The following is a 25,350-nucleotide window of genomic DNA, read 5'->3' as shown; positions in this document are numbered from 1 at the left end:
GGCTCAGCCGCGCCAGGGCAGTTCGGCCGTGACCTTCGTCGGGCCGCCCGCCGGGGACTCGACGACGAGGATCCCGTCCACCGCGTCCAGCCGCTCGGTCAGACCGGCCAGGCCGCTGCCCGACGTCAGGTCGGCGCCGCCGCGCCCGTTGTCGGTGACCTGGAGCATCAGGCGGTCGGCCGACCGCCACACGTCGACGGAGGCGCGGGTGGCGCGGGCGTGCTTGCTGACGTTCTGCAGCAGCTCGGACACGGTGAAGTAGGCGATGCCTTCTATGGCCTGCGCGGGCCGGGACGCCAGGTCGACCTCGACGGTCACGGGGACGGTGCAGCGGGAGGCGATGGCGGAGAGCGCGGCGTCGAGGCCGCGGTCGGTGAGGACGGCGGGGTGGATGCCGCGGGCCAGGTCGCGGAGTTCCTGGAGGGCGACCTTCACCTCGCCGTGGGCCTCGTCGACCATCTTGGCGGCGGCCTCCGGGTCGTCCGTCAGCTTCTCCTTCGCCAGTCCCAGGTCCATGGCGAGGGCGACGAGGCGGGCCTGGGCCCCGTCGTGGAGGTCGCGTTCGATGCGGCGGAGGTCGGCGGCGGCCGTGTCCACGACCACACCGCGGTCCGACTCCAGCTCCGTGACCCGCGTCGCCAGCCGCGACGGGCCCAGCAGTCCGGACACCATCAGCCGGTCCACCGCGGCCAGACCGCGGATGACCCACGCCGTGCCCATGACGACCACCAGCCCGACGGCACTGGTCAGCGCGAGTTCGAACGGCGAGTCGAGGTAGACGTTGTGCGTGCCGTCGCCGTACAGCTGCACCCCGTCGATGCCCGCGTAGGCGGGGAAGACCCAGGCGTACACCGGGTACGTCAGGGCAGCCCAGCCCCACGTCCACAGACTCAGCGAGACGCAGAAGGCGAACACCGCCCACGGGAAGTGCAGCAGCGTGTAGAGCAGGTGCCGCCAGGAAACCCCGCTCTTCAGGACCGCCCCGACCCAGGACATCGGACCGCCGGTCCGGCCCCGCACCGGGGCGGGCTCGGCCACGTCCAGCTTGAGCAGGGCGCGGGCGCGGGCCCGCTCCAGCGTGCCGAGGCCGCGGCACGCGGCCAGGCCGACGGCCAGGAGCGGGATTCCCAGGAACGTGATGAGCAGCCCGGCGCTCAGGGAGGTCATGGTGACCGCGAAGCAGAACAGCACGGTGCTGATCGGGAAGCTCAGCATGAGATAGACGAACTCACGCCAGGTCCTGGCCTCGACCGGGGCCCGCAGAGCAGCCGGCAGGAAGTGCTTCACCGCGAGGCGGCTCTCCGTACCGCCACCCGACCGCTGGGGGTCCCGTGTGTCCGGTCCGTATGCCGTGGCCATGGGGTTCCGTCCGTTTCTTCTGTGTCCGCTGGGTGTACTGCTCTTGCGTCTGGCGGGGGGCTGCGACTGCGTGCCGTGTGTGTCTACTGAGAAGAGTGCTGGCCCGTACGCCTGCGCACCATGAGGGCGGTCTCCCTCTTCGACCGGGGGTTTTCCCCACCCCGGCCCGCGGGCTGTCGCCCGTCCCCGGCAGGGGTCAGGCGGTACGGGTCCCGGCCGCGCTCTTCTCGCTCTCGCGATCGCGCCAGGGCAGTTCGGCGGTGACGGTCGTCGGTCCGCCGGCCGGGGAGTCGAGGACGAACAGCCCGTCGACCGCGTCCAGCCGCTCGGCGAGTCCCGACATCCCCGTACCGCCGTCCATCGAGGCTCCGCCCCGTCCGTCGTCGGTGACCTGGATCAGCAGCCGGTCCGCCGTACGCCACACGTCGACGGACGCCGCACGCGCCCCGCTGTGCTTGCTGACGTTCTGCAGCAGCTCGGACACGGTGAAGTAGGCGATGCCCTCGATGGCCTGGGCCGGGCGTCCCGGCAGATCCACCCCCACCGTGACGGGGACGGTGCAGCGGGAGGCGATGGCGGAGAGCGCGGCGTCGAGGCCGCGGTCGGTGAGAACGGCGGGGTGGATGCCGCGGGCCAGGTCGCGGAGTTCCTGGAGGGCGACCTTCACCTCGCCGTGGGCCTCGTCGACCATCTTGGCGGCGGCCTCGGGATCGTCCGTCAGCTTCTCCTTCGCCAGCCCGAGCCCCATGGCGAGGGCGACGAGGCGGGCCTGGGCCCCGTCGTGGAGGTCGCGTTCGATGCGGCGGAGGTCGGCGGCGGCCGTGTCCACGACCACACCGCGGTCCGACTCCAGCTCGGCGATCCGGCGTTCCAGCTCGTCGGAGGGGGAGAGCAGCCCGCGCACCATCCCGCGGTCGGCGTTGGTCAGGAACCGAGCGATATAGGGGAGTACCGGCCACAGGACGAAGAGACCCACGAGCGTCACCGCGAAGGTGACCACGCCCCACGGCAGCCGTATGAACGAGTACAGCACCGAGCGCCAGCCGACCGGATCCTTCAGGCTCGACCACAGCCAGGCGAAGAACCCCTCCTCCCGGCGGACCCGGGCCATCGGGCTCGGCTCCTCGATCCGTACACCGAGCAGCCCCCGCGCCCGGCCCCGCTCGGCCCGCCCCAGCAGCCGGGCGCCCTGGAGCCCCAGCGCCAGCAACGGCAGACCGATCACCGTGACCGCCAGCCCCACACCGATGGAGACCATCAGCACGGTGTAGACGAATCCGGCGATCGCCATCGGGAGATTGGCGAGGAGATGCGCGATCTCCTTCCACGTCCACCGGTCGAAGGCGAAGCGGACGGGAGGCGGCCCGTCGTGGTCGGGCACCTGGGGGCTCATGGTCATACGACCAGCCTGCCGGGCCCGGCCCCCGGACGCCATGGGGCTCGTGGGTGGGGGCGAAGTAGGGATATCCCTACCAGTTGCCCGACGCAACTGCTTACCGTTCCTTTACAGGGCCTAGACTCCCGTGCGTACAGATCGGCGAACAGGTTCTGAGGGGGCGGACGTGACGGACGTGGCGGAACTGCCGGACGTGACGGGCCTGCCGGACGTGACGGACGTGACAGCTCTGCCGGACGTGACGAGTCCGTCGGGATCGGCCGTTCTCGCGTCGGACTACTTCCACAGCTACTCGGTGATCGGACTGCTCGCGGTGATCGGCGTGCTGTTCGTCGCCGTCGCCTTCGGAGCCGGCCGGCTGCTGCGTCCCGTGGTGCCGACGCCGGAGAAGCTCCTCACGTACGAATGCGGCGTGGACCCCGTGGGGGAGGGCTGGGCGCACACCCAGGTCCGCTACTACGTCTACGCCTTCCTGTACGTGATCTTCGCCGTCGACTCGATCTTCCTGTTCCCCTGGGCAACCGTCTTCGCCGCGCCCGGATACGGCGCGACGACGCTGGTGGAAATGTTCATCTTCCTCGGTTTCCTGGCCGTGGGACTGCTCTACGCATGGAAGAAGGGCGTCCTCGAATGGACGTGACGAGCCCGTCGTCCTCCGAGTCGGGTGCCGAACTCGCCCCCGCACCCACGTTCCTCCCGGAACCGAAGCGCCTGGGGGTGCTCTCCCGGCTGGCGCCCGAGCCGATGAAGGTGGTTCTCAACTGGGGCCGCCGCTACAGCCTCTGGGTCTTCAACTTCGGACTCGCCTGCTGTGCCATCGAGTTCATCGCCGCCTCCATGGCCCGCCACGACTTCATCCGGCTCGGCGTGATCCCCTTCGCCCCGGGGCCCCGCCAGGCCGACCTCATGATCGTCTCGGGCACGGTGACGGACAAGATGGCGCCCGCGGTGAAGCGGCTGTACGAGCAGATGCCCGAGCCCAAGTACGTCATCTCCTTCGGCGCCTGTTCCAACTGCGGCGGCCCGTACTGGGACTCGTACTCCGTGACGAAGGGCGTCGACCAGATCATTCCGGTCGACGTCTACGTACCCGGCTGCCCGCCCCGGCCGGAGGCCCTGCTCCAGGGCATTCTCAAGCTCCAGGAGAAGATCGCGCGCGAGTCGCTCGGTGAGCGCTACGCGACCGGCGCCGGCAGCCGCCCCTCGACCGCCGCGCTCCGCAGCGGCCTGGTGGCCGCACCGCCGACACCGGGCACGCCGAACTCGGCGGATGCGTCTGCTCCATCCGACCCGTCCGTCCCATCCGCCTCGTCGGACCCGTCGGACCCGTCGGACCCGTCGGACCCGTCGGAGGAGGAGGGGAAGTGACCGCCGCCGAAAGCTACGGCCGGCTCCCGGACGCCGTCACCGAGATCTTCGGCGAGGACGCCACGGCGGAGCAGGCGTACGAACTGCTGACCGTCGACGTGCCGCCCGCGTCCTGGACCGCCGCCCTCGAAACGGCGCGCGACCGGCTCGGCTGCACCTACTTCGACTGGCTGAGCGCGGTGGACGAACCGGGCACCGGCTTCCGGGTCTGCGCCCATGTCGCCGCGCTGCCGGACGCGGGCGGCGGCGTCCGCCGGCTGCTGGTCCGTACGACGGTTCCGCACGAGGCGGCCGTGCTGCCCACCGCGATCGGCGTGTACGCCGGCGCCGACTGGCACGAGCGCGAGACCCACGAGATGTTCGGGATCGGCTTCGACGGCCACCCGCACCTGGTCCCCCTGCTGCTGCCCGAGGGCTTCGAGGGCCACCCCCTGCGCAAGGACTTCGTCCTGGCGGCCCGGGTCGCGAAGGCGTGGCCGGGAGCCAAGGAGCCGGGCGAGTCGGAGCACGGCGGCCCGAAGCGCCGCACGATGCTGCCGCCCGGCGTTCCCGACCCGAACGAGTGGGGCCCCCTGAAGGGCCAGCTCCCACCGGCCCCCGCCCGCTCGGCCCGCGCCACAGGCGACCGCCCGCCCCGCCGCACCCGCAGCGCGAGCGACGCCACACCTGCCGCCCCGGCCACGGATCCGGCGCCCCCGCGCCGTAACCGCAGCGCATCCCAGGGCTCGGCCGGCCAGCAGCCACCGACGCCCCCCGGGACAGCACCCCAGGACGCGGCGTCGGCCCCGGCCGCACCCCCGGCCGCACCCCCGGCCGCACCCCCGGCCGCACCCCCGGCCGCACCTCCGGCTGCGACCCCGGCCGCACCGTGGCACGACGCCCGCCCGGCGTTCGACGAGCCGTCGGGCGGATCCGGTGACGCCCGCGGGTCCGGCGAGCCGGGTGACGCCCGCGGGTCCGGCGAACCCGGTGATTCCCAACCGGCCCCCGAACCCCCCACCGAGCAGCCCCTCAAGGCCCCCGAGGACCAAGGGCCCCCCAACACCCCCGCCGGAGGCGACCCCGAGTGAACGACGTACTGGACGTCGCCCTCCGCCTGGTCATCGTCTTCGCCGTGTTCATGGTCGTCCCCCTCGTCGTGGGTCAGGCCGAGCACAAGGTGATGGCCCACATGCAGGGCCGCCTCGGCCCCATGTACGCAGGCGGCTTCCACGGCTGGGCCCAGCTCGTCGCGGACGGCGTGAAGTTCGCGCAGAAGGAAGACATCGTCCCGGCCGAGGCCGACCGCAGGGTCTTCCAGCTCGCGCCGGCCGTCGCGCTGCTTCCGTACCTCCTCGTCCTCGTCGCGATCCCGATCGGCCCCGGTGAGGGCGCGGTCGGCCAGGTCGTCGACGCGGGCATCTTCTTCGTGCTCGCCGTGATGGGCGTCGGCGTGCTCGGCTCCCTCATGGCGGGCTGGGCGTCCGCCAACAAGTTCTCCCTGCTCGGCGGCCTCCGTACCGCCGCGCAACTGCTCGCGTACGAGCTGCCGATGCTGCTCGCCGCCGCCTCCGTGGCGATGGCGGCCGGTACCGTCTCGCTCCCCGGCATCCTCGATGCCTTCGAGTGGTGGTGGCTGCCCTGGCAGATCGTCGGTGCCCTGGTCTTCTTCGTGGCCGGACTCGCCGAACTCCAGCGCCCCCCGTTCGACATGCCCGTCGCCGACTCCGAGATCATCTTCGGCGCGTACACCGAGTACACCGGCCTCCGCTTCGCGCTCTTCCTGCTCGCCGAGTACGCGGGCATCGTCGTGCTGTGCGGGCTCACCACCGTCCTCTTCCTCGGCGGCTGGCACGGCCCGCTGGGCGCCGACGGACTCGGCTGGGTCTGGACGCTGCTGAAGGTCGGGATCCTCGCCTTCGTCGTCATCTGGCTGCGCGTGAGCTATCCGCGGCTGCGCGAGGACCAGCTCCAGAAGCTCGCCTGGACCACACTCATCCCGCTCGCCCTCGCGCAGATCGCGCTCACCGGCATCGTGAAGGTGGCGATCAACTAGTGCCTCCGATCCCCGGCTCAGGTCTGGCCAAGGGCCTCGCCGTCACCCTGCGGACGATGACGAAGAAGACCGTCACCGCGCAGTACCCGGACGTGCAGCCCGACCTCCCGCCCCGCTCCCGCGGCGTCATCGCGCTGTTCGAGGAGAACTGCACCGTCTGCATGCTCTGCGCGCGCGAGTGCCCGGACTGGTGCATCTACATCGACTCCCACAAGGAGACCGTGCCCGCGGCGGTCCCCGGCGGCCGCGAGCGCAGCCGCAACGTGCTGGACCGCTTCGCGATCGACTTCTCGCTCTGCATGTACTGCGGTATCTGCATCGAGGTGTGCCCGTTCGACGCGCTGTTCTGGTCACCGGAGTTCGAGTACGCGGAGACGGACATCCTCGAACTCACCCATGAGCGCGACAAGCTGCGCGACTGGATGTGGACGGTTCCCGAGCCGCCGGCCCTCGATCCGGCCGCCGAGGAACCGAAGGAGATCGCCGCCGCCCGCAAGACGGCGGACAAACTCCGCACGCAGCGCGAACAGGAAGCGGCGGCAGAGCAGGAAGCGGCAGAGCGGGCGGCGGCAGCCCGGAAGGCAGCAGGACAGGAAGCGGAAGGACCGGAAGCGCCAGACGGCGAAGGCACCCAGGAGGGACAGGAGTGATGATCGCCACCGGAGTCGCCTCCACCCTCGACCCCGCCCTCGCCGCAGCCGCGAGCCACCCCGGCTTCCTCTCCCCGACCGGGGTCGAGATCGCCTTCGTCCTCGTCGGCCTCGCCACCCTCGGCGCAGCCCTCGTCACCGTCACGACCAGACAGCTGGTGCACGCCGCCCTCTGGCTGATCGTGGCGCTCGGCGGTCTCGCGGTCGAGTACCTCCTGCTCACCGCGGAGTTCATCGCCTGGGTGCAGGTACTGATCTACGTCGGATCCGTGGTCGTCCTCCTTCTCTTCGGCCTGATGCTCACCAGGGCCCCCATCGGACGCTCCCCGGACGCCGATTCGGAGAACCGATGGGCCGCCCTCGCGGTGGCCGTCGCCGCGGCCGGCACCCTCGTCTGGGTCGTCGTCGACGCCTTCCGCACCACCTGGATCGAACTGGACGGACCGGCCCAGGGCTCCACCGAGGCGACCGGCTCCTTCCTCTTCCGGCACTGGGTGCTGCCCTTCGAAGCGCTCTCCGTCCTCCTGCTCGCCGCCCTCGTCGGCGCGATCGTCCTGTCCCGCAAGGGCCGGGAGACCGCACCCGGAGCAAACGCACCCGGAGCAAACGCACCCGGAGCCACCGCGCCCCGGGCGAACGCACCCCGAGAGGACAAGCGCTGATGCACCTCGCCTATCCCGCCGTGCTCGCCGCCCTCCTCTTCTGCACCGGGCTGTACGGAGTCCTCGCCCGGCGCAACGCGATCCTCGTCCTGATGTCCGTCGAGCTGATGCTCAACGCCGTCAACCTCAACCTCGTCGCCTTCGACGTCTGGCTCCGCGACGCCCTGCACTCCGGCCAGGCCCTCACCCTGTTCACCATCGCCATCGCGGCGGCGGAGATCGGCATCGGCCTGGCGATCGTCCTCGCCGTCTACCGCAACCGGGCCAGTTCGGACATCGACCGCCTCCGCGACACCGCCGAGACCGACGAAGCCGAAGAACTCCCGGACGACCCGGACGACGAGAGCGACGCCGAAGCCCCCGAAGACCAGGCCACTGCTCCGGCAGGGAAGGCAAAGAAGGCTGAGGCCACCGCGTGACCACCACGACCCTCGCCGTGCTCGTCCCCCTTCTCCCGTTCCTGGGCGCGGCGGCCGGCCTCCTCCTCGGCCGCAGCGCACCGGGCTTCGTCCGGCCGCTCGCCGTCCTGCCCTCCCTCGCCTCCCTCGTCATCGCGGCCGTCGTCGCCGCACGCCAGGGCGGCGGGCCGGCCATCGACGCCGCGACCCAGCTCACCCCCACCGGCTCGGTCCCGATCGACCTCGCGCTGCACCTCGACGGCTTCGCCGTTCTCGTCGCCGTCCTGGTCGGCCTCGTCGCGAGCTGCGTGCAGATCTACTCGACCGCCTACCTGCGCGACGACCCCCGCTATCCCTCGTACGCGGCCCTGGTCTCCCTCTTCACCTCCGCGATGCTGCTCGTCGTCTACTCCGGCGACCTGATGGTGCTCCTGGTCGGCTGGGAGATCATGGGCATCTGCTCGTACTTCCTGGTCGGCCACTACTGGGAGACGCCCGAGGCCCGTGCCGCCTCCCTCAAGGCCTTCCTGGTCACCAAACTCGGCGACGTCCCCTTCCTCATCGGTCTGTTCGCCCTCGCCGCCGACACCGGCACGTTCCGCATCACCGGCATCCTCGGCTCCGTCGCCCACGGCGGTCTCGACCACCCCACGCTGATCGCCCTGCTCCTCCTCGCCGGTGTGGCGGGCAAGTCCGCGCAGTTCCCGCTGCACACCTGGCTGCCCGACGCGATGGCCGGCCCCACGCCCGTCTCCGCGCTCATCCACGCGGCGACGATGGTCGCCGCCGGCATCTACTTCGTGGCCCGGCTCCTCCCCGTCTTCGCCGAATCCGGCGCAGCCCTCGTCGTCCTCGCGGTCATGGCCGCCGTCACGATGATCGGCTCCGGACTCGCCGCCCTCGCGCAGGACGACATCAAGCGCGTCCTCGCGTACTCGACCATCGGACAGCTCGGATACATGTCCGGGGCCCTGGCCGTCGGGGACCGCGGCGCCGCCGTCTTCCACCTCATCTCGCACGGTGCGTTCAAAGCGGTCCTCTTCCTCGCCGCGGGCGTCGTCATCCACGCCGCCGGCACCAACTCGCTGGCCGCCATGTCCCGTATGGGAGGCCTGACCAAGCGCGTCCCCGACGCCTACTGGACGATGACGGTCGCCCTCCTCGCGCTGGCCGCCATCCCGCCGTTCGCCGGCTTCTTCTCCAAGGAAGCCGTCCTCGTCGCCGCCGAGCACACCGCCCTCGGCGACCGGCACGTCGCCCCGGCCGCAGCGGGCTGGACCGTCCTCGTCGCCGGCCTCCTGGCCGCCGTGCTCACCGCCGCGTACGCCACCCGCCTCTGGCTCCTCGCCTTCCGCGGCCGCGGTGCCGAAGCCCCCGACCACGGCAGGCAGCCCGTCGCCATGACCTCGGTCCTGTGGGTACTGGCCGTCCCCACCATGGCCTTCGGACTCACCGTGGGCGTGATCACCGACTGGTTCGACGGCCACAGCCTCACCCCGTCGCTGACGACCGCCGTGCTGTCGACCGGCGTCGGACTCGTCGGCGGACTCGTCACCTACGGAGCCTGGCGCCACACCACGGCCCTCGCCGCCCGCACCCCCATGGGTTCGGTCGTCGCCCACCCGGACGCGGAACCGGCCCTCGTGGAGATCGAGGCCCTGGAGAGCCACACCGCCGCCTACGGCACCGCCGGTGACGCCCCCGACCCGGCCGACCCCGGCCGCCTGCTGCTCGGCCCCCTCCACCGCCACGCCGCCACCGGCTTCCACCTGGACGCCCTGTACGCGGCCCTGTTCGTCCGCCCCGTCCAGGCCGCGGCGAGCCTCGTCCGCTTCCTGGACCGCGAGGTCGTCGAGACCTACGTACGCGGCTCCGCCACCGGCGCACGCTGGCTCGGCACCGCTGTCCGCCGCGCGCAGACCGGCAACGTGCAGACCTACCTCAGCGCACTGCTCGCCGGTTCGCTGGTCCTGGCGGTCGCCGCCGTCGTCTTCGCCAACGTCAACGCCGGGTCGTGAGCCGTGATCGATATCAGCGCATCCGTGATGCAGTTCCTTCTGGCGTTCATCGTCGTCGCCCCGCTCCTCGGAGCCGTGGCGGCTCTGCTCCCGGCACCGCCCGGGCTGAAGGGCAGGAACCCGGACCAGGCCGTGCTCCGCCACGGTGTGACCGTCACCGGCGTGATCCTCGTCGCCGCCATCGTCCTGGCCCTGGGCTTCGACCACGACCACCCGTCGAAGATGCAGGCCACCACCGACATCAGCTGGATCCCGGCGCTCGACGTCCGCATCCATCTCGGCATCGACGGCATCTCGCTCCCCCTCCTCGTACTGACCGCGCTGCTGACCTTCCTCTGCGCGCTCTACAGCTACTTCAAAATGCAGCATGAGCGGCTGACGCCGCAGGCGGACGCCCCCTCCCCGAAGGCCTTCGTCGCACTGATCCTCGTCCTGGAGTCCGGCACCCTCGCGACCTTCGCCGTCCTCGATCTGCTGCTGTTCTTCCTGGCGTTCGAGATGGTGCTCATCCCGATGTACTTCCTCATCGCCCGCTGGGGCGGTGCGCGGAAGCAGGCAGCCGCCTGGAAGTTCATCCTCTACACACTGCTCGGCTCGGTCGTCATGCTGCTGGGCCTGCTCCTCATCGGACTGAAGAGCGGCACGTTCGACATGGTGGCACTCGCCACTGACAACGGCCGCGGCCTCACCTCGTCCGTGCAGGTCATCGCCGTTCTCGCGATCGGTGTCGGGCTCGCGGTGAAGACCCCGATGTGGCCGCTGCACAGCTGGCTCCCCGACGCCCACACCGCCGCCCCGACGGTCGGCTCGGTCCTCCTCGCCGGCGTCATGCTGAAGATGGGCACGTACGGATTCGTCCGCATCCTGCTCCCGATCGCCCCCGACGGCATGCACACCTTCGCGCCCTACCTAGCGGCCTTCGCGGTCGTGGGCATCATCTACGGGTCGCTCGCCTGCCTGGCGCTCGCCCGGCCCGGTGCCAAGGGCGACCTGAAGCGGCTGATCGCGTACTCCTCCGTCGGCCACATGGGCTTCGTCCTCCTCGGCATCGCGAGCATGACCCCCACCGGCGTCAACGGCGCACTCTTCGCCAACATCGCCCACGGCCTCATCACCGGCCTGCTGTTCTTCCTGGTCGGCGCGGTCAAGGACCGGTACGGCACCGCCGACCTCGACACCCTCGCCGGAGCAACCGGCGCCGCGCTCTACGGCCGCGCACCCCGCCTGGGCGGCCTCCTCGCGTTCGCCGCGGTCGCCTCCCTCGGCCTGCCCGGCCTCGCCGGCTTCTGGGGCGAGATGCTCGCGCTGTTCGGTGCCTTCGACCCCGCCGAGGGCCTGAACCGCGCCGCGTTCCTGACCTTCATGTCCATCGCCGCGTTCGGCACCCTGCTCACCGCCGCGTACCTGCTCATCGTGGTCCGCCGCGTCTGCATGGGCGCCAAGCGCGAGGAACCGCACCCGATCGCCGACGTCCAGAGCTACGAGTTCGCCGCCTGGACACCCCTCGCGGCCCTCACCGTCCTCGCCGGCCTGTGGCCCGCCGTCCTCCTCGGCCTGACCGACCCGGCCGTGCAGAAGCTCCTCGCAGGAGGCAAGTCGTGATCGTGGCAGCCGAAAGCGCCCCCGGCGCACTGCACCTCGTCCGGTCAGCGGCCGGGAGCAGCAGCACGGGCCTGGTCCGGTCAGCGGCCGAGAGCACCACGAGCCTCGTCCAGTCCGTCGACTGGCTCGCGATCGCGCCCCCGGTCGTCGTCGCGGCCGTCGCCCTCGCCGTCCTGGTCGCCGACCTCTTCGTCCCCGCGGCCCACAAGCCGCTCCTCGGCTACGGGGCCGTAGCCGGTCTCGTGGCCGCGCTCGCCCTCCTCGTTCCGCTGCACGACGGCGACCGCTCCACCTTCTGCCTCACCACCGGCACCCGCGCCTGCAGCTACACCGCCGACCACTTCACCCTGGTCATCCAGGGTCTCGTCCTCGGCGGCGCCCTGCTCACCGCGCTGCTCTCCATCGGCGACACCCGCAAGCTGCCGGCCGGCGAGTTCTGGTTCCTGCTGCTGTCCTCCGCCGCGGGCGCCGCCCTCCTGCCCGCCGCCCGCGACCTCGCCACCCTCGTCGTCGCCCTGGAAGTCGCCTCGCTGCCCGCCTTCGCCCTCGTCGGCATCAAGCGCGGCGACCGGCGCTCCTCCGAGGCGGCGCTGAAGTTCTTCCTCTCCTCCGTCGTCGCGACCGCCGTGATGCTCCTCGGCGTCAGCTTCGTGTACGCGGCGACCGGTACCCTCCACCTCACGGAGATCGCCGCCCGCCTCGACGACGTCCCCGGTCAGCTCTCCACCCTGGCCCAGGCGGGAGTCGCTCTCACTCTCGTCGGCTTCGCCTTCAAGACGGCCGCCGCGCCCTTCCACTTCTGGGTCCCCGACACCTACGTCGGCGCCCCCCTGCCGATCGCCGCCTACCTCTCGGTCGTCGGCAAGGCGGTCGGCTTCTCCGGCCTCATCCTCGTCACCGTGGTCGCCTTCCCGTCGTACGCGGACGTCTGGGGCCCCGCCCTCGCCGTCCTCGCCGCACTCACCATGACCGTCGGCAACGTCGCCGCGCTGCGCCAGAGCGCCACCCGCGCCCGCAGCGCCGTACGCCTGCTCGCCTGGTCGTCCGTCGCCCAGGCCGGCTACCTCCTGGTCCCGATCGCCGCCGCCGCGTATGCCGGAGACCGGCAGATCGGCTCCACCGTCGCGTACGCCCTGATGTACGCCGTCGTGAACCTCGGCGCCTTCGCGGTGGCCGCCCTGGTCGCCCGTACCCACCCCGGCAATCGCATCGCCGACTACCGGGGGCTGTACGCCACGCGCCCGCTCGCCGCACTCGCGATGGGCTTCTTCCTGCTCTGCCTGGCCGGACTGCCGCCGGGCATCATCGGACTCTTCGCCAAGGTCACGGTCTTCTCCTCGGCCGTCGACGCCGGACTCGGCTGGCTCGCCGTCGTCATGGCGGTGAACGTCGTGATCGCGCTCTACTACTACCTTCAGTGGACCGCTGCCCTGTTCCGCGGCCCCGCCGAGGACGCCACGGAGCAGCCCGTCACCCGCCGCCGCACCCCGGTACCGCTCACCGTCGCGATCGTCCTCACCGCCGTCGCCGGTATCGCCCTGTCCGGAGCTCCGCAGACCGTCCTCGGATTCGCCGGCATCAACCTGTTCTGACGACCTCTGCGGCGGCCTCGTCCGGCGGCCTCGTCCGGTGGTCCCTCCGACGGTCCCCTTCGGCGACCTCAAGATCGGTTTGCCCCCGGCAGCCCGCACAGGGCAGGGTCATGCCCGCGCATGGCGCATACAGCCGTCACATCACGACAGAGGAGCCGGAAGCAGTGCTGAACGGGTTCAAGGACTTCATCCTTCGCGGCAATGTCATCTCCATGGCGATCGGCCTCGCCGTCGGAGCGGCGTTCACCGCGGTCGTCACCGGGTTCAGCAACGCGTTCATCGTGCCGCTGATCGGCATCATCACCCGCGGAACGGGCGACTTCAGCAAGGCGCACTTCAAGTTCGACGGCGTGACGTTCCCCTACGGCCTCTTCGTCAGCGCCGCGATCGCCTTCCTCATCACCGCCGCGGTCCTCTACTTCTGCGTCGTCGTGCCCATGTCCAAGGTCCAGGACCGCTTCACCGCCAAGAAGGACCAGGAGCAGGTCGACATCAAGGCCGCCCTGCGCGACTGCCCCCGCTGCTTCACGGCGATCCCTGCCGTCGCCTCCCGCTGCGCCCACTGCACCAGCGAGGTCGAGCCCGACCCCGAGGCCCTGGCGCTCGCGAAACTGCCCGTCCAGCGCTGAGCCCGCGGCACCCCTCCACCCGTACGGCCTACGGCCCGCTCCGGCGCGAACGCCCGGAGCGGGCCGGGCCCCGCGGCCGTGAGCACAAGGGAACTAGCTTTCCCCGCCTGGCGTTGACCAGTACGGGAGGCTCCACTGGGGAGTGGAGCACCACCAAGCAAGGGTTCCCCTGCTGCACCATTTGGAGGGCGTACCGTGCACCGCCGGCACAACGGGCTGAGAACCGCCGTACTCCTCGGGGGCCTGTCCGCACTCATCATCGTCATCGGCAGCTTCTTCGGACGCACGGGCCTGATCGTCGCGCTCCTCGTAGCCGTCGGCACCAACGCCTACGCGTACTGGAACAGCGACAAGCTGGCCCTGCGCGCCATGCGTGCCCGCCCGGTGAGCGAGTTCGAGGCGCCCCAGCTCTACCGCATGGTCCGTGAGCTCTCCACCGCGGCCCGCCAGCCCATGCCGCGGCTCTACATCTCCCCGACCCAGGCCCCCAACGCTTTCGCGACCGGCCGCAACCCGCGCAACGCCGCGGTCTGCTGCACCGAGGGCATCCTCCAGATCCTGGACGAACGGGAGCTGCGCGGCGTCCTCGGTCACGAGCTCAGCCATGTCTACAACCGCGACATCCTGATCTCGTCCGTCGCCGGGGCGCTCGCCTCCGTCGTCATGTTCCTGGTCAACTTCGCCTGGCTGATCCCGATCGGCCGCTCCAACGACGACGACGGCCCCGGCATCCTCGGTATGCTCCTGATCATGATCCTGGGCCCGCTCGCCGCGTCCGTGATCCAACTGGCCGTCAGCCGCTCCCGGGAGTACGAGGCGGACGCCTCGGGCGCCCAGCTGACCGGCGACCCGCTGGCCCTGGCCAGTGCCCTGCGGAAGCTGGACGCCGGCACCAAACAGCTTCCACTGCCCCCCGAGCCCCGGATCGAGACCGCGAGCCACATGATGATCGCGAACCCGTTCCGCCCCGGGCAGGGCATGTCCAAGATGTTCTCGACCCACCCGCCGATGGCGGAGCGCATCGCCCGACTCGAGCAGATGGCAGGTCATCGTCCGTGAAGACAATTCTGAACGTCATTTGGCTGGTCCTGTGCGGCTTCTGGATGTTCCTCGGATACATCCTCGCGGGACTCCTGCTGTGCATCACGATCATCGGCATCCCGTTCGGCCTGGCGGCCTTCCGCATCGGCCTCTACGCCCTGTGGCCCTTCGGCCACCGCGTCGTCGACCGCCGGGACGCGGGCGCGCCCTCCTGCGTCGGCAACGTGCTCTGGCTGGTCCTCGCCGGCTGGTGGCTGGCGCTCGGCCACATCACCACGGGCATCGCCCTGTGCCTCACGATCATCGGCATCCCTCTGGGCATCGCGAACTTCAAGCTGATCCCGGTCTCGCTGTTCCCCTTCGGCAAGGAGATCGTCAGCACCGACGACCAGTTCGCCGGCTGGTAGTCCCCCCGCACGCCGAGCGGAGCACAGGCGGTTCACAGCAGTCCGCAGCAGTTCACAGCCGTTGTCCGCAACCGGCCGACCTGTCACGAACGTCTTGGATTCCAGGACCGAGTGACGGGTAGGTTGACGCGCATGACCATCATTGGCTGGATCATTCTCGGACTTGTCGCGGGCGTCATCGCCAAGATCCTGCTGCCGGGTCGCGACCCCGGCGGCCTCGTGGGGACCACCCTCATCGGGATCGTCGGCGCCTTCCTGGGCGGCTGGATAGCGACGCGCTTCCTGGACCGCACGATCGACAACGAGGACTTCTTCGACCCGGCGACCTGGGTCTCGGCCATAGGCGGTTCGCTCGTCCTGCTGATCGGCTACCGGCTGCTGTTCGGGAACTCCCGCGAACGCCGCTGACGCGCTTCGTCGGGCCCCGGGGCTCCGAGGCCCGTCTCGCGCAGCGTCAGATTGAGCCGGCCACCGCTCATCCCGGTTTCCGGACCCGCCGTGCCCGGACGGATCCTCGGAACTCCGTGGAACGCGTGACGGGACGGCCCGCCGAAGACGAACAGGTCCCCGGAAGCCAACTCCACGTCCGTGTAGGGCCGCCCACGGTCCTCCGTGTTGCCGAAGCGGAAGACGCAGGTGTCGCCGATGCTGAGCGAGACGACGGGGGCACCGGACCGTTCCTCCTTGTCCTGGTGCATGCCCATCCGCGCGGCGTCGTCATAGAAGTTGATCAGCGCGGCGTCGGGCGCGTACGTCCGTACCGGACTCTCCGTCCCGTACGCCTCTGCCACCGCCGCCCGCCCCAGCTCTGCCAGCCACTGCGGGAACGGGGCGACCGGCGCGCCGTTCACGTCGTCCGCCGTGCGGGTGTACCGGTACGGCTGCCAGTGCCACCCCAGGCACACGGTCCGCACGGACATCACCCCACCACCCGGCAGCGCCGTGTGCCGCAGCGGAACGGGCCCGCGCGCCCATGTGCGGCACGCCGCCACCAACTCCCGCTGCTGCTCGGCCGACAGCCACTCCGGTACGTGTACGGCGCCCGGCGCGACCACGGCCCGCGGCCGCGGGAAGAGCCCCGTCATCAGCTCACCGCCAGGGCGCCCTCGAGCCCCAGGAGCTGCTCCTTGCGCTCCAGGCCGCCCGCGTAGCCGCGCAGCGCCCCGTCCGCGCCGATGACCCGGTGGCACGGCCGCACCACCAGCAGCGGATTGCGCCCGATCGCCGTCCCCACGGCCCGGACCCCCGCCCCGGCGGAACCGACCCGCTCGGCGATCTGCCCGTACGACACCGTCTCCCCGTACGGAACGGCGTCCAGCGCGGCCCAGACCCGTCGCTGGAAGTCGGTGCCCCGCCCGTCCGCGTACCGGACGTCGAAGCGGGTCCGCCGCCCCTCGAAGTACTCCCGCAACTGGGTGGCGATTTCTCCGAACGCCGCGGGATCGTGCCGCCAGCCGTCCTGGACGACCGCCGCGCCCTTCTGCCCGGGCAACGAGAGCGAGACGAGCGCGACCCCCGCCGCGGTCCCGGCAGGGCCCGCGGCCTCCTCGCCGACCAGCAGCAGCTCGCCCAGCGGGCTGTCGACCGTCGCGTACATGGTCATGACTCGTCCCTCTCCTCGTCCGTCGGCCGCCGGATCGCCGGCCGGCACGGACCAGTCTGCGTCGCCCGGACCACCGCGACCGGCGGTATTCGGACATGCAGTCCGGGTGCGGAGCAGTGCGTTCCGCCCCGCTCCCGGACCGCCGCGTCCTACCGGTAGTTCGCGAACTGGACGTCGAACTCGAAGTCCTGGCCCTTCAGCAGCGCCTGCACGGCCTGCAGGTCGTCCCGGCTCTTCGAGCTGACCCGCAGCTCGTCGCCCTGGACCTGGGCCTTGACGCCCTTGGGGCCCTCGTCGCGAATGATCTTCGCGACCTTCTTGGCGTTCTCCTGGGAGATGCCTTCCTCGATCGTGCAGAACAGCTTGTACTCCTTGCCGGACAGCTGCGGCTCGCCCGCGTCCAGCGACTTCAGGGAGATGCCGCGCTTGATCAGCTTGGACTGGAAGATGTCGAGGATCGCCTTGACGCGCTCCTCGCCGTTCGCCTCCATCAGGATCTTCTCGCCGGACCAGGAGATCGACGCCCCGGTGCCCTTGAAGTCGTAGCGCTGGGAGATCTCCTTGGCGGCCTGGTTGAGGGCGTTGTCGACCTCCTGCCGCTCGACCTTCGAGACGATGTCGAAACTGGAGTCGGCCATGACGTGTGGCTCCTTGTATCGGGGTGCTGGAAAGGAAGTGCTTACAGGGGCGGTCGCGGCGCCCTCGGGCACCACGCCGCCCACAAAGCCTAGCCACCCGCGCCCGTCCCGGCCGCTGATCAATCCAGTGGCGTAGCACCCCCGGGCATCAGGTATCGTTTACGTCGTTGCCACAGAGCGCCGCCGCAAGGCGGGGCCCCACGGCAGCATCCCTTGGCGGTGTGCCCGAGTGGCCAAAGGGAGCAGACTGTAAATCTGCCGGCTCAGCCTACCCAGGTTCGAACCCTGGCGCCGCCACATAGCAAGGCCCCCGTCCTTCGGACGGGGGCCTTCTCTGTTGGGCGCCGTCTATGACGGCACGTTCGCCGGCGAGCTGCGCGAGGGCGACGGGGTCACCGCCGCCCTGTTGGAGCGGCACGGCATCGCCGTCCGCCCCGCGACCGGCGACTGACCGGGCCCACGACCTCCTTGCGCCCTGGGGTCAGTTCCCCGCGATGTCCTTCACGGCGACCGACACCGGGACGTTGCCCGAGATCAGTTCCAGCGTCAGCCCCGCCGCCGCCGGGGTGTCCAGCAGCTCCGCGAGCGCCGCCGCCACATCGTCGCGCGGCACCGGGCCGCGCCCGGTCGACGCGGCGAGCAGGACCTGTCCGGTGCCCGCGTCGTTGGTCAGCATCCCGGGGCGCAGGATCGTCCAGTCGAGGGCCGTCTGCGCGCGCACGTACGCGTCCGCCGCCCCCTTGGCCCGCAGGTAGACGTCGAACACCTCGTCGCCCGGATGGTCCGGGTCGGCGCCCATGGACGACACCACGACGTAACGCCGCACCCCGGCCCGCTGCGCCGCGTCCGCGAAGAGGACCGCGGCTCCCCGGTCCACCGTGTCCTTGCGGTCCGTGCCGCTGTTCGGGCCCGCTCCGGCCGCGAAGACCGCCGCGTCGGCGCCGCGCAGTACCTCGGCGGCTTCCTCCACGGTGGCCGACTCGAGGTCCAGGACCACGGGTTCGGCTCCTGCGGCCCGGAGGTCGTCGCTCTGCTGCGGGTTGCGGATGATGCCCGCCGCCTCGTCCCCGCGCGCAGCGAGCAGCCGCTCCAGCCGCAGCGCGATCTGACCATGTCCACCTGCGATGACAATGCGCATGAAGTCGACGGTACGCCGCGGAGCGCCGCCGCGCTCAAGGCCCGCCGCCCGTCCCGGAATCCGGCCGCGCCTGGCGTGGCAGTCCGAACGAGCCGCCCGTCTCGGAGTCGCAGTACTCGCGCACCGCGCTGGTCCGGGCGACCACCCGGCCGCGGTGCACCACCACGCGGCTGTACGCCAGCGAGAGCACCCCGGCCAGTTGCTCCCCGCGCACGGCGAGGAGCTCCGCGGGGAAGCCCGCCTCGACCCGGACCTCGGGCAGCCCCATGGCGCGCCGGGCCTCCGTGGAGACGGCCTCGTAGGCGTGCTCGGGCCGCAGTCCGCTCTGCGACGCCAGCAGGAAGGCGGCCTCCAGCGGGTCGCCGCGCCCCACCGGGTTGGCGAGGTCGCGCAACGCCCCGCTGCCCGCCGCGACCCGCACACCGGCCGCGCGCAGCAGCCGTACGGGAGCGGTGCCCCGCCGCTCGGCTCCGCAGCAGCCGCCCTGGGGAAGGCAGATGACCGTCACACCGGCTGCGGCGAGCTGGTCGGCGGCGCGGGCGGCAGCCTCCTCATGGAGCCGGGAGAGGCCGGCGCACGGGCCGATGGAGACCCCTTGCCGCATTCCGCCCGCCATCGCCGCGAACCGGGCCAGCCGGGCCGGATCGTCACTGTCCGTGTGCAGGTCGACGGGGCAGCCGTGCTCGGCCGCGACCTCCAGGACGGCCTCCGTGTACCCGGCCGGGTCGGGGTCCAGGTCGGGGCAGCCGCCGACCGCGCCGGCCCCCATCTTCAGAGCGTCGCGCAGCATCGCCAGGTTGCCGGCGCCCGCGACGCCGGTGAGCAGCCGGGGCACGGCGACGGCGGTCAGATCGGCGAGCCCGCGCAGCGAGCGACGGGCCTGCAGGACGGCTTCGAGGGCGCCCAGGCCCTGTATGTCGCCGATCCGCACGTGCGAGCGCAGGGCGGTCGCACCGTGGCCGAGTTGCAGCAACGCGGCCTCGGTGGCGCGCCGCTGGACGTCGTCGGGGTGCTGCGAGGCCGGTCCTGGGGTGCCGGATCCGGCGCCGTCCGCCGTGAGCGCGGTGTCGCTGTGGGCGTGGGGTTCGGCGGGGGCGGGGAGCAGCAGGTGGCCGCCGAGGTCCAGGCGGGCGCCGGGCGCGACGAGGCTCCCGGCGGTGCCGACGGCCTCGATGCGGCCGCCGCCGAGCCGTACGTCCACGATGCGGCCGTCGGTGAGACGGGCGCCGCAGAGCGTCAGCGCGGAGCTCGCCGGGCTGCCGGTGGCGTCGGTCGTGTGGTCGTCCGGCTGCCGCGGCTGACTGTCGGACATCGCGGCTCCTGGAAGGGGGTCAGGATCACTCAGAGTGAGACGAGCCTAGGGGTGTGCCCGGCCCGGTTCGAGGAGGAGCGAAATAGTCGTACCGGCGCGGTTCCGTGGTGCGTGGGGGGCCGGGGCCCACGTGAGGGGCCAGGGGTGGAGGAGTGGCTGATCAAGGGCCCGGAGCGGGGCCGGCCGGGGCCGTGGAGCGGTGCTGATCAAGGGCTCGGGATGGGGCTTCGAAACGGATTTGGGCGAAGGCGGCCGACCGTGTAATGTCTTCATCGCTCGCCCCAATAGCTCAGTCGGTAGAGCGTCTCCATGGTAAGGAGAAGGTCTGCGGTTCGATTCCGCATTGGGGCTCTGGTGATCGGGAAACCCCGCTTCGGCGGGGGGACTCAGTCATCAAAGCGGTGTAGCTCAGTCGGTAGAGCAAGCGGCTCATAATCGCTGTGTCACCGGTTCAAGTCCGGTCACCGCTACTAACAGTAGCCGATTGTGGGGTCGGTCCTCCGATCGGCTACTCTTTTTTTTGCGTTCATCCGTCCATCGTCCGTCCAAGGAGCACTCACGTGGCTGCCACCGACGTCCGCCCGAAGATCACGCTGGCCTGCGTGGAGTGCAAGGAGCGGAACTACATCACCAAGAAGAACCGGCGTAACAACCCGGACCGTCTTGAGATGAAGAAGCATTGCCCGCGCTGCAACTCGCACACTGCGCACCGCGAAACGCGCTGAATCAGGCTCGTACACGAGGCCGTCCCCATTGGGGGCGGCCTCGTGTCGTTTGTACTGGGCTGTACCTGTAGGCGTGGCTGTAGCTGTGCTGCGGCCCCTTCATCTTTCATCAGGAGGTTGCGAGCTCATGGCGCTCGACCAGTCCTTCGTGGGGCGGACCTATCCGCCCACCCCGGCGTACGAGGTCGGCCGGGAGAAGATCCGAGAGTTCGCCGAGGCGGTGGGCGACGCCAATCCGGCGTACGTCGACCCCGAAGCGGCCAGGGCGCTCGGTCACAGCGATGTCATCGCGCCGCCGACGTTCGTGTTCTCGATCACCTTCAAGGCCGCCGGTCAGGTCGTCCAGGACCCGCTGCTGGGCCTGGACTACAGCCGGGTCGTGCACGGTGACCAGAAGTTCGTCTATGCGCGTCCGGTGCGGGCGGGGGACCGGCTGACGGTCACCTCGACGATCGAGGCGATCAAGTCCCTCGCGGGAAACGACATCGTGGACATCCGTGGCGAGGTCCACGACGAGTCCGGTGAGCATGTCGTGACGGCGTGGACGAAGCTGGTGGCGCGCGCCGCCGAGGAGGCGTGATGACGGCGAAGGTGAGTTACGACTCGGTCGAGGTCGGTACGGAGCTGCCGCCGCGGTCCTTCCCGGTCACCCGCGCGACGCTCGTGCAGTACGCGGGCGCCTCGGGCGACTTCAACCCGATCCACTGGAACGAGAAGTTCGCGCGCGAGGTCGGGCTGGAGGACGTGATCGCCCACGGCATGTTCACCATGGCCGAGGCGATCCGCGTGGTCACGGACTGGGCCGGTGACCCGGGTGCGGTCGTCGAGTACGGGGTGCGGTTCACCCGGCAGGTCGTCGTCCCCAACGACGACAAGGGCGCGCTGATCGAGGTCAGCGCCAAGGTGGGCGCGCTGCTGGACGACAAGCGGGTGCGGGTCGACCTGACGGCGACGAGCGGCGACAAGAAGGTGCTGGGCATGTCCCGCGCCGTGGTGCAGCTCGGCTGACACCGTCGTGACGTGCTGACGTAAGGGGCGCGGCCTATGGGGCCGTGCCCCTTACGCATGGAGTCGTCACCGCCGGACCTGCCCGTTGCGCGGGGGAGCGCGGCCCAGGGGGCCGAGGTGCCCGGTCCCCGGAACGCGGACCGTAGTCTTGTCCCCGTGCAGGAACTCCACGACGCGCCCCTCGCCCCCCTGACCACCTTCCGGCTCGGCGGCCCCGCCACCCGGCTCCTCACCGCGACGACCGACGCCGAAGTGGTCGAGGCCGTGGGCGAGGCCGACGACAGCGGCACCCCGCTCCTGGTCATCGGCGGCGGCAGCAACCTGGTCATCGGTGACAAGGGCTTCGAAGGCACCGCCCTGCGCATCGCGACCAAGGGCTTCGTGCTGGACGGGCCCACGCTCGAACTGGCCGCCGGAGAGGTCTGGACGGACGCCGTCGCCCGCAGCGTGGAGGCGGGACTGGCGGGCCTCGAGTGCCTGGCCGGCATCCCCGGTTCGGCGGGGGCCACCCCGATCCAGAACGTCGGGGCGTACGGGCAGGAGGTGTCGTCCACCATCACGGAGGTCGTCGCCTACGACCGGCGCACCCGGGAAACGGTCACGATCCCGAACTCCGAGTGCGCCTTCGCGTACCGGCACAGCCGCTTCAAGGCCGAACCCGACCGGTTCGTGGTGCTGCGTGTCCGCTTCGGGCTGGAAGAGGCGGGCGGCCTGTCCGCACCCCTCAAGTACCCCGAGACGGCACGTGCCATGGGTGTGGCGGAGGGGGAGCGCGTCCCCGCCGCAGCCGCCCGTGAAACCGTGCTCCGGCTCCGTGCCGGCAAGGGCATGGTGCTCGACCCCGAGGACCACGACACCTGGTCGGCCGGGTCCTTCTTCACCAACCCGATCCTGGACCCGGAGCAGTTCGAGGCCTTCCTCGCCCGGGCGGCGCAGCACCTCGGACCGGATGTCACGCCCCCCGCCTTCCCCGCGGGCGAGGGACGCACCAAGACCTCGGCGGCCTGGCTCATCGACCGGGCCGGATTCACCAAGGGATACGGCTCCGGCCCGGCCCGCATCTCCACCAAGCACACCCTGGCCCTCACGAACCGCGGCGCGGCGAGCACCGAGGACCTGCTGGCCCTGGCGCGCGAGGTCGTCGCCGGGGTCCACGACGTCTTCGGCGTCACGCTCGTCAACGAACCGGTGACCGTCGGCGTGAGCCTGTAGGGCCTCTCGTTTGGATCATGCCGGGCTCGCGGGGTCCGGCACGCGCATCTGCGGCGTTGTCGTCGGTCGCCCATGCTCCGCAGTGACTCCCTCCTCCGCCTTGCAGCTGCACGCACCGGACCCCGCTCCCTGATCCGACCCGACGCAAACGAAAGACCCTTGGCGCTGGGCGTCAGTACGCCACGCCCACCCCCTGCTTCACCGACGCCGGGTCGTCGGTCAGCGCCAGCATCGCGTGCGCCACGTCGGCCCGGGAGATGGACCGGCCGCTGCGCGGGTTGCTGCCGATGACGGTCCGGTAATGGCCCGTCAGCGGCCCGTTGGTGAGCTTCGGGGGACGCACCGACGTCCAGTCCGTGGCGGAGGCCGCCAGCGCGGCCTCCATGGCGGTGAGGTCCGCGTAGACCTCCTTCAGGATCGCGCCGATCGCCGCGAGCATCATGCGGTCGAGCAGCGGGTCGTCCGCGGGCTTCGGGGCGACGGGGGCCGCGCTCACCACGAGCAGCCGCCGGGTTCCCTCCGCCTCCATGGCCGTCAGCACGCTGCGGGTCAGCCGTTCCGCGATCCCGTCGGCCTTCCGGCCCCGGGCGCCGAGGCCGGAGAGCACCGCGTCGCGACCCGCGACCGCCTCGCGCAGCGCCTCCGGGTCGTCGATCCGGGCCGCGGTGCGGACCGTGGGGCCGGAGAGCGGCACCGGCAGCCGCGCGGGATCGCGGACCACCGCCGTCACCTCGTGCCCCGCCGCCACCGCCTGGCGGACGATCTCCTGCCCGATGCCGCCTGTCGCGCCGAACACTGTGAGCTTCATGGCACACCCTCCCAAGGTGGGTAAGTATTCACTCACCCCTAGGGTGAGTGGATACTCACTCACTCGTCAAGCTTCGTTGGAGAGCACATGGAGCAGAAGCCGGCCCGCGCCCGCATCATCGACGCCGCCCACCGGCTGATGCTCACCATCGGCCTGGCCCGGGCCACCACCAAGGAGATCGCCCGGGCCGCCGGCTGCTCCGAGGCGGCGCTCTACAAGCACTTCCCGAGCAAGGAGGAGCTGTTCGTGGTGGTGCTGAAGGAGCGTCTGCCCAAGGTCGACGGGGTTCTGAAGCGGCTCATCGCCGACCCGGGAGAGGGGGAACGGACCGTGGAGCGGAATCTCGCCGAGATCGCCCGCGAGGCCGCCCTCTTCTACGAGCAGAGCTTCCCGATCGCCGCGTCCCTGTACGCCGAGCCGAGGCTCAAGGCGCGCCACAACGCGGCCATGCGCGAGCTGGGAACCGGCCCCCACATCCCCATCCGCGGGCTCGACGCGTATCTGCGCGCCGAACAGGCGGCGGGCCGGGTCCGCGCCGACGCCGACACGTACACGGCCGCCTCCCTGCTGATGGGGGCCTGCGCCCAGCGGGCCTTCGCCTACGACGCGACGGAGACCGGTGAGCCGCCGCAGCCGCTCGACGCCTTCGCCGCCTCGGTCGCCCGGATGGTCCTGAGCGGGCTCACGGGGTAGGGCACGGGGGCGTCAGCCCGCCGGCTTGGCCAGCCATGCGTCGACGCCCGCCAGAAGCTCCGTACGGACCGCTTCGGGCGCCGCCGAACCCCGTACCGACTGGCGCGCCAGCTCGGCCAGCTCCTCGTCCGTGAACGCGTGATGGCGTCGTACGAGGTCGTACTGTGCGGCCAGACGGGACCCGAAGAGCAGCGGGTCGTCCGCACCGAGCGCCATCGGCACCCCCGCCTCGAACAGAGTGCGCAGGGGTACGTCGGACGGCTTCTCGTAGACGCCGAGCGCCACGTTCGACGCCGGGCACACCTCGCAGGTCACCCCGCGCTCCGCCAGCCTGCGCAGCAGTCGCGGATCCTCGGCGGCCCGGACTCCGTGCCCGACCCGTGCCGCGTCGAGGTCGTCCAGGCAGTCGCGGACGCTGGAGGGGCCCGACAGCTCACCGCCGTGCGGGGCCGCCAGCAGGCCGCCCTCCCTGGCGATGGCGAAGGCCCGGTCGAAGTCACGGGCCATGCCGCGCCGCTCGTCGTTGGAGAGCCCGAACCCGACGACGCCCCGGTCCGCGTACCGCACCGCGAGCCGCGCCAGCGTCCTGGCGTCCAGCGGGTGCTTCATCCGGTTCGCCGCGATCACCACCCGGATCGGCAGCCCGGTATCGCGCGAGGCGCTGTCGACCGCGTCCAGGATGATCTCGATCGCGGGGATGAGCCCGCCGAGCAGGGGGGCGTACGAGGTGGGGTCGACCTGGATCTCCAGCCAGCCGGAGCCGTCCGCCACGTCCTCCTGGGCGGCCTCGCGCACCAGCCGCTGGATGTCGTCGGGGGTCCGCAGGCAGGACCGGGCGATGTCGTAGAGCCGCTGGAAACGGAACCAGCCGCGCTCGTCCGTCGCCCGCAGGCTCGGGGGCTCGCCGCCGGTCAGCGCCTCGGGCAGCCGCACGCCGTACTTGTCGGCGAGTTCGAGCAGCGTCGTGGGCCGCATCGACCCGGTGAAATGCAGGTGCAGGTGGGCCTTGGGCAACAGCCGTACGTCACGCTCCATGACCGAACCACCTTCTGTAGC

Annotated in this window: 28 protein-coding genes and 3 tRNA genes; 22 read left to right on the top strand and 9 right to left on the bottom strand. The window is 71.3% G+C overall.

Going from position 1 to position 25,350, the window contains the following annotated elements:
• Positions 1 to 3: 3 nt before the first annotated feature.
• Positions 4 to 1,359, bottom strand: coding sequence for a sensor histidine kinase (locus tag OG959_RS14855; RefSeq protein ID WP_326658616.1), 1,356 nt, complete (start codon positions 1,357 to 1,359; stop codon positions 4 to 6).
• A gap of 196 nt (positions 1,360 to 1,555) precedes the next feature.
• Complete coding sequence (locus OG959_RS14850) at positions 1,556 to 2,758, bottom strand: sensor histidine kinase (protein WP_326658615.1); 1,203 nt, start codon at positions 2,756 to 2,758, stop codon at positions 1,556 to 1,558.
• Between the two features lie 217 nt (positions 2,759 to 2,975).
• Here OG959_RS14850 and OG959_RS14845 point away from each other — a divergent pair, with 217 nt between their 5' ends.
• From OG959_RS14845 to OG959_RS14780, 14 genes are all read left to right on the top strand, one after another.
• A complete protein-coding gene (locus tag OG959_RS14845) occupies positions 2,976 to 3,395 on the top strand; it encodes an NADH-quinone oxidoreductase subunit A (protein ID WP_442805740.1) in 420 nt (139 codons plus the stop codon).
• Positions 3,386 to 4,123: an NADH-quinone oxidoreductase subunit B gene (locus OG959_RS14840; protein WP_326658614.1), complete on the top strand. Its 738-nt coding sequence runs from the start codon at positions 3,386 to 3,388 to the stop codon at positions 4,121 to 4,123. Before OG959_RS14845 ends, OG959_RS14840 begins: the two co-directional genes overlap by 10 nt.
• Positions 4,120 to 5,193 carry an NADH-quinone oxidoreductase subunit C gene (locus OG959_RS14835; RefSeq protein WP_326658613.1) on the top strand — a complete coding sequence of 358 codons (1,074 nt, stop codon included), beginning with the start codon at positions 4,120 to 4,122 and terminating at the stop codon, positions 5,191 to 5,193. Before OG959_RS14840 ends, OG959_RS14835 begins: the two co-directional genes overlap by 4 nt.
• On the top strand, positions 5,190 to 6,158 hold the full coding sequence (locus tag OG959_RS14830; protein ID WP_148020193.1) for a complex I subunit 1/NuoH family protein: 969 nt from the start codon (positions 5,190 to 5,192) through the stop codon (positions 6,156 to 6,158). Before OG959_RS14835 ends, OG959_RS14830 begins: the two co-directional genes overlap by 4 nt.
• Positions 6,158 to 6,808, top strand: a complete 651-nt coding sequence (locus OG959_RS14825) for a NuoI/complex I 23 kDa subunit family protein (RefSeq protein ID WP_326658612.1) — start codon at positions 6,158 to 6,160, stop codon at positions 6,806 to 6,808. The genes OG959_RS14830 and OG959_RS14825 overlap by 1 nt, the downstream gene beginning before the upstream one ends.
• Positions 6,808 to 7,470 (top strand): NADH-quinone oxidoreductase subunit J family protein, encoded by a 663-nt coding sequence (locus OG959_RS14820; RefSeq protein WP_326658611.1) that lies wholly within the window; start codon positions 6,808 to 6,810, stop codon positions 7,468 to 7,470. Before OG959_RS14825 ends, OG959_RS14820 begins: the two co-directional genes overlap by 1 nt.
• Complete coding sequence (gene nuoK / locus OG959_RS14815) at positions 7,470 to 7,889, top strand: NADH-quinone oxidoreductase subunit NuoK (RefSeq protein ID WP_219567782.1); 420 nt, start codon at positions 7,470 to 7,472, stop codon at positions 7,887 to 7,889. The genes OG959_RS14820 and nuoK overlap by 1 nt, the downstream gene beginning before the upstream one ends.
• Positions 7,886 to 9,886 carry an NADH-quinone oxidoreductase subunit 5 family protein gene (locus OG959_RS14810; protein ID WP_326658610.1) on the top strand — a complete coding sequence of 667 codons (2,001 nt, stop codon included), beginning with the start codon at positions 7,886 to 7,888 and terminating at the stop codon, positions 9,884 to 9,886. Before nuoK ends, OG959_RS14810 begins: the two co-directional genes overlap by 4 nt.
• Before the next feature lie 27 nt (positions 9,887 to 9,913).
• A complete protein-coding gene (locus OG959_RS14805; protein ID WP_326666385.1) occupies positions 9,914 to 11,488 on the top strand; it encodes a complex I subunit 4 family protein in 1,575 nt (524 codons plus the stop codon).
• A 71-nt stretch (positions 11,489 to 11,559) separates the two neighbouring features.
• Positions 11,560 to 13,080: an NADH-quinone oxidoreductase subunit N gene (locus OG959_RS14800; protein ID WP_326666384.1), complete on the top strand. Its 1,521-nt coding sequence runs from the start codon at positions 11,560 to 11,562 to the stop codon at positions 13,078 to 13,080.
• A gap of 164 nt (positions 13,081 to 13,244) precedes the next feature.
• The gene (gene mscL, locus OG959_RS14795) at positions 13,245 to 13,709 is read left to right on the top strand and encodes a large conductance mechanosensitive channel protein MscL (protein ID WP_326658609.1); all 465 of its coding nucleotides are present in this window, start codon (positions 13,245 to 13,247) and stop codon (positions 13,707 to 13,709) included.
• A gap of 195 nt (positions 13,710 to 13,904) precedes the next feature.
• Positions 13,905 to 14,768 (top strand): zinc metalloprotease HtpX, encoded by an 864-nt coding sequence (htpX, locus tag OG959_RS14790; protein WP_219567780.1) that lies wholly within the window; start codon positions 13,905 to 13,907, stop codon positions 14,766 to 14,768.
• Positions 14,765 to 15,157 (top strand): YccF domain-containing protein, encoded by a 393-nt coding sequence (locus OG959_RS14785; RefSeq protein ID WP_326658608.1) that lies wholly within the window; start codon positions 14,765 to 14,767, stop codon positions 15,155 to 15,157. Before htpX ends, OG959_RS14785 begins: the two co-directional genes overlap by 4 nt.
• Before the next feature lie 132 nt (positions 15,158 to 15,289).
• Positions 15,290 to 15,565, top strand: a complete 276-nt coding sequence (locus tag OG959_RS14780; RefSeq protein WP_148020198.1) for a GlsB/YeaQ/YmgE family stress response membrane protein — start codon at positions 15,290 to 15,292, stop codon at positions 15,563 to 15,565.
• On the opposite strand, the gene OG959_RS14775 is transcribed toward OG959_RS14780, so the two are convergent.
• The 3 genes from OG959_RS14775 to OG959_RS14765 form a co-directional block, all read right to left on the bottom strand.
• Entirely contained in the window at positions 15,526 to 16,242 is a 717-nt protein-coding gene (locus tag OG959_RS14775) for an alpha-ketoglutarate-dependent dioxygenase AlkB family protein (protein ID WP_326658607.1), read from the bottom strand. The two genes, OG959_RS14780 and OG959_RS14775, sit on opposite strands and share 40 nt — an antisense overlap.
• On the bottom strand, positions 16,242 to 16,760 hold the full coding sequence (locus tag OG959_RS14770) for a methylated-DNA--[protein]-cysteine S-methyltransferase (protein ID WP_326658606.1): 519 nt from the start codon (positions 16,758 to 16,760) through the stop codon (positions 16,242 to 16,244). The genes OG959_RS14775 and OG959_RS14770 overlap by 1 nt, the downstream gene beginning before the upstream one ends.
• A gap of 149 nt (positions 16,761 to 16,909) precedes the next feature.
• Positions 16,910 to 17,398, bottom strand: coding sequence for a YajQ family cyclic di-GMP-binding protein (locus OG959_RS14765; protein ID WP_148020201.1), 489 nt, complete (start codon positions 17,396 to 17,398; stop codon positions 16,910 to 16,912).
• A gap of 215 nt (positions 17,399 to 17,613) precedes the next feature.
• On the opposite strand from OG959_RS14765, the gene OG959_RS14760 reads away from it, so the two are divergent.
• A tRNA-Tyr gene (locus OG959_RS14760) sits at positions 17,614 to 17,695 on the top strand.
• 184 nt (positions 17,696 to 17,879) lie between these two features.
• Here the strand turns inward: OG959_RS14760 and OG959_RS14750 are convergent.
• A complete protein-coding gene (locus OG959_RS14750) occupies positions 17,880 to 18,536 on the bottom strand; it encodes an SDR family oxidoreductase (protein WP_326658605.1) in 657 nt (218 codons plus the stop codon).
• A gap of 34 nt (positions 18,537 to 18,570) precedes the next feature.
• Complete coding sequence (locus OG959_RS14745; RefSeq protein WP_326658604.1) at positions 18,571 to 19,848, bottom strand: amidohydrolase family protein; 1,278 nt, start codon at positions 19,846 to 19,848, stop codon at positions 18,571 to 18,573.
• Positions 19,849 to 20,126: 278 nt separating this feature from the next.
• Here OG959_RS14745 and OG959_RS14740 point away from each other — a divergent pair.
• The 6 genes from OG959_RS14740 to OG959_RS14715 all read left to right on the top strand — a co-directional run bounded on the left by OG959_RS14740 (position 20,127) and on the right by OG959_RS14715 (position 22,793).
• Positions 20,127 to 20,199, top strand: a tRNA-Thr gene (locus OG959_RS14740).
• Between the two features lie 46 nt (positions 20,200 to 20,245).
• Positions 20,246 to 20,318: transfer RNA gene (locus tag OG959_RS14735), tRNA-Met, on the top strand.
• 90 nt (positions 20,319 to 20,408) lie between these two features.
• Complete coding sequence (gene rpmG / locus OG959_RS14730) at positions 20,409 to 20,573, top strand: 50S ribosomal protein L33 (RefSeq protein ID WP_003956487.1); 165 nt, start codon at positions 20,409 to 20,411, stop codon at positions 20,571 to 20,573.
• Between the two features lie 127 nt (positions 20,574 to 20,700).
• Positions 20,701 to 21,153: a MaoC family dehydratase N-terminal domain-containing protein gene (locus OG959_RS14725; RefSeq protein WP_219567772.1), complete on the top strand. Its 453-nt coding sequence runs from the start codon at positions 20,701 to 20,703 to the stop codon at positions 21,151 to 21,153.
• Positions 21,153 to 21,581 carry a MaoC family dehydratase gene (locus OG959_RS14720; protein ID WP_326658603.1) on the top strand — a complete coding sequence of 143 codons (429 nt, stop codon included), beginning with the start codon at positions 21,153 to 21,155 and terminating at the stop codon, positions 21,579 to 21,581. Before OG959_RS14725 ends, OG959_RS14720 begins: the two co-directional genes overlap by 1 nt.
• Before the next feature lie 156 nt (positions 21,582 to 21,737).
• On the top strand, positions 21,738 to 22,793 hold the full coding sequence (locus tag OG959_RS14715) for a UDP-N-acetylmuramate dehydrogenase (protein ID WP_326658602.1): 1,056 nt from the start codon (positions 21,738 to 21,740) through the stop codon (positions 22,791 to 22,793).
• A gap of 172 nt (positions 22,794 to 22,965) precedes the next feature.
• Here the strand turns inward: OG959_RS14715 and OG959_RS14710 are convergent, their stop codons facing one another.
• Positions 22,966 to 23,601 carry an NAD(P)-dependent oxidoreductase gene (locus OG959_RS14710; protein ID WP_326658601.1) on the bottom strand — a complete coding sequence of 212 codons (636 nt, stop codon included), beginning with the start codon at positions 23,599 to 23,601 and terminating at the stop codon, positions 22,966 to 22,968.
• Positions 23,602 to 23,688: 87 nt separating this feature from the next.
• Here OG959_RS14710 and OG959_RS14705 point away from each other — a divergent pair, with 87 nt between their 5' ends.
• The gene (locus OG959_RS14705) at positions 23,689 to 24,294 is read left to right on the top strand and encodes a TetR/AcrR family transcriptional regulator (RefSeq protein WP_326658600.1); all 606 of its coding nucleotides are present in this window, start codon (positions 23,689 to 23,691) and stop codon (positions 24,292 to 24,294) included.
• Positions 24,295 to 24,306: 12 nt separating this feature from the next.
• Here the strand turns inward: OG959_RS14705 and OG959_RS14700 are convergent, their stop codons facing one another.
• On the bottom strand, positions 24,307 to 25,329 hold the full coding sequence (locus tag OG959_RS14700; RefSeq protein WP_326658599.1) for an adenosine deaminase: 1,023 nt from the start codon (positions 25,327 to 25,329) through the stop codon (positions 24,307 to 24,309).
• Positions 25,330 to 25,350: the final 21 nt, after the last annotated feature.

Source organism: Streptomyces sp. NBC_00385 (assembly GCF_035917155.1).
In the GTDB taxonomy this organism is placed as follows: domain Bacteria; phylum Actinomycetota; class Actinomycetes; order Streptomycetales; family Streptomycetaceae; genus Streptomyces; species Streptomyces poriferorum.
Note: the sequence above shows the minus strand (reverse complement) of the source record. Positions and strands in the feature narration are given on the sequence as shown.

Coding starts and splice junctions, on each gene's coding strand:
- OG959_RS14855 (WP_326658616.1), bottom strand. CDS start 1,359: ATGGCCACGGCATACGGACCGGACACACGGGACCCCCAGCGGTCGGGT.
- OG959_RS14850 (WP_326658615.1), bottom strand. CDS start 2,758: ATGACCATGAGCCCCCAGGTGCCCGACCACGACGGGCCGCCTCCCGTC.
- OG959_RS14840 (WP_326658614.1), top strand. CDS start 3,386: ATGGACGTGACGAGCCCGTCGTCCTCCGAGTCGGGTGCCGAACTCGCC.
- OG959_RS14820 (WP_326658611.1), top strand. CDS start 6,808: ATGATCGCCACCGGAGTCGCCTCCACCCTCGACCCCGCCCTCGCCGCA.
- nuoK (WP_219567782.1), top strand. CDS start 7,470: ATGCACCTCGCCTATCCCGCCGTGCTCGCCGCCCTCCTCTTCTGCACC.
- OG959_RS14805 (WP_326666385.1), top strand. CDS start 9,914: ATGCAGTTCCTTCTGGCGTTCATCGTCGTCGCCCCGCTCCTCGGAGCC.
- OG959_RS14780 (WP_148020198.1), top strand. CDS start 15,290: ATGACCATCATTGGCTGGATCATTCTCGGACTTGTCGCGGGCGTCATC.
- OG959_RS14775 (WP_326658607.1), bottom strand. CDS start 16,242: ATGACGGGGCTCTTCCCGCGGCCGCGGGCCGTGGTCGCGCCGGGCGCC.
- OG959_RS14770 (WP_326658606.1), bottom strand. CDS start 16,760: ATGACCATGTACGCGACGGTCGACAGCCCGCTGGGCGAGCTGCTGCTG.
- OG959_RS14765 (WP_148020201.1), bottom strand. CDS start 17,398: ATGGCCGACTCCAGTTTCGACATCGTCTCGAAGGTCGAGCGGCAGGAG.
- OG959_RS14750 (WP_326658605.1), bottom strand. CDS start 18,536: ATGCGCATTGTCATCGCAGGTGGACATGGTCAGATCGCGCTGCGGCTG.
- OG959_RS14745 (WP_326658604.1), bottom strand. CDS start 19,848: ATGTCCGACAGTCAGCCGCGGCAGCCGGACGACCACACGACCGACGCC.
- OG959_RS14725 (WP_219567772.1), top strand. CDS start 20,701: ATGGCGCTCGACCAGTCCTTCGTGGGGCGGACCTATCCGCCCACCCCG.
- OG959_RS14720 (WP_326658603.1), top strand. CDS start 21,153: ATGACGGCGAAGGTGAGTTACGACTCGGTCGAGGTCGGTACGGAGCTG.
- OG959_RS14710 (WP_326658601.1), bottom strand. CDS start 23,601: ATGAAGCTCACAGTGTTCGGCGCGACAGGCGGCATCGGGCAGGAGATC.
- OG959_RS14705 (WP_326658600.1), top strand. CDS start 23,689: ATGGAGCAGAAGCCGGCCCGCGCCCGCATCATCGACGCCGCCCACCGG.
- OG959_RS14700 (WP_326658599.1), bottom strand. CDS start 25,329: ATGGAGCGTGACGTACGGCTGTTGCCCAAGGCCCACCTGCACCTGCAT.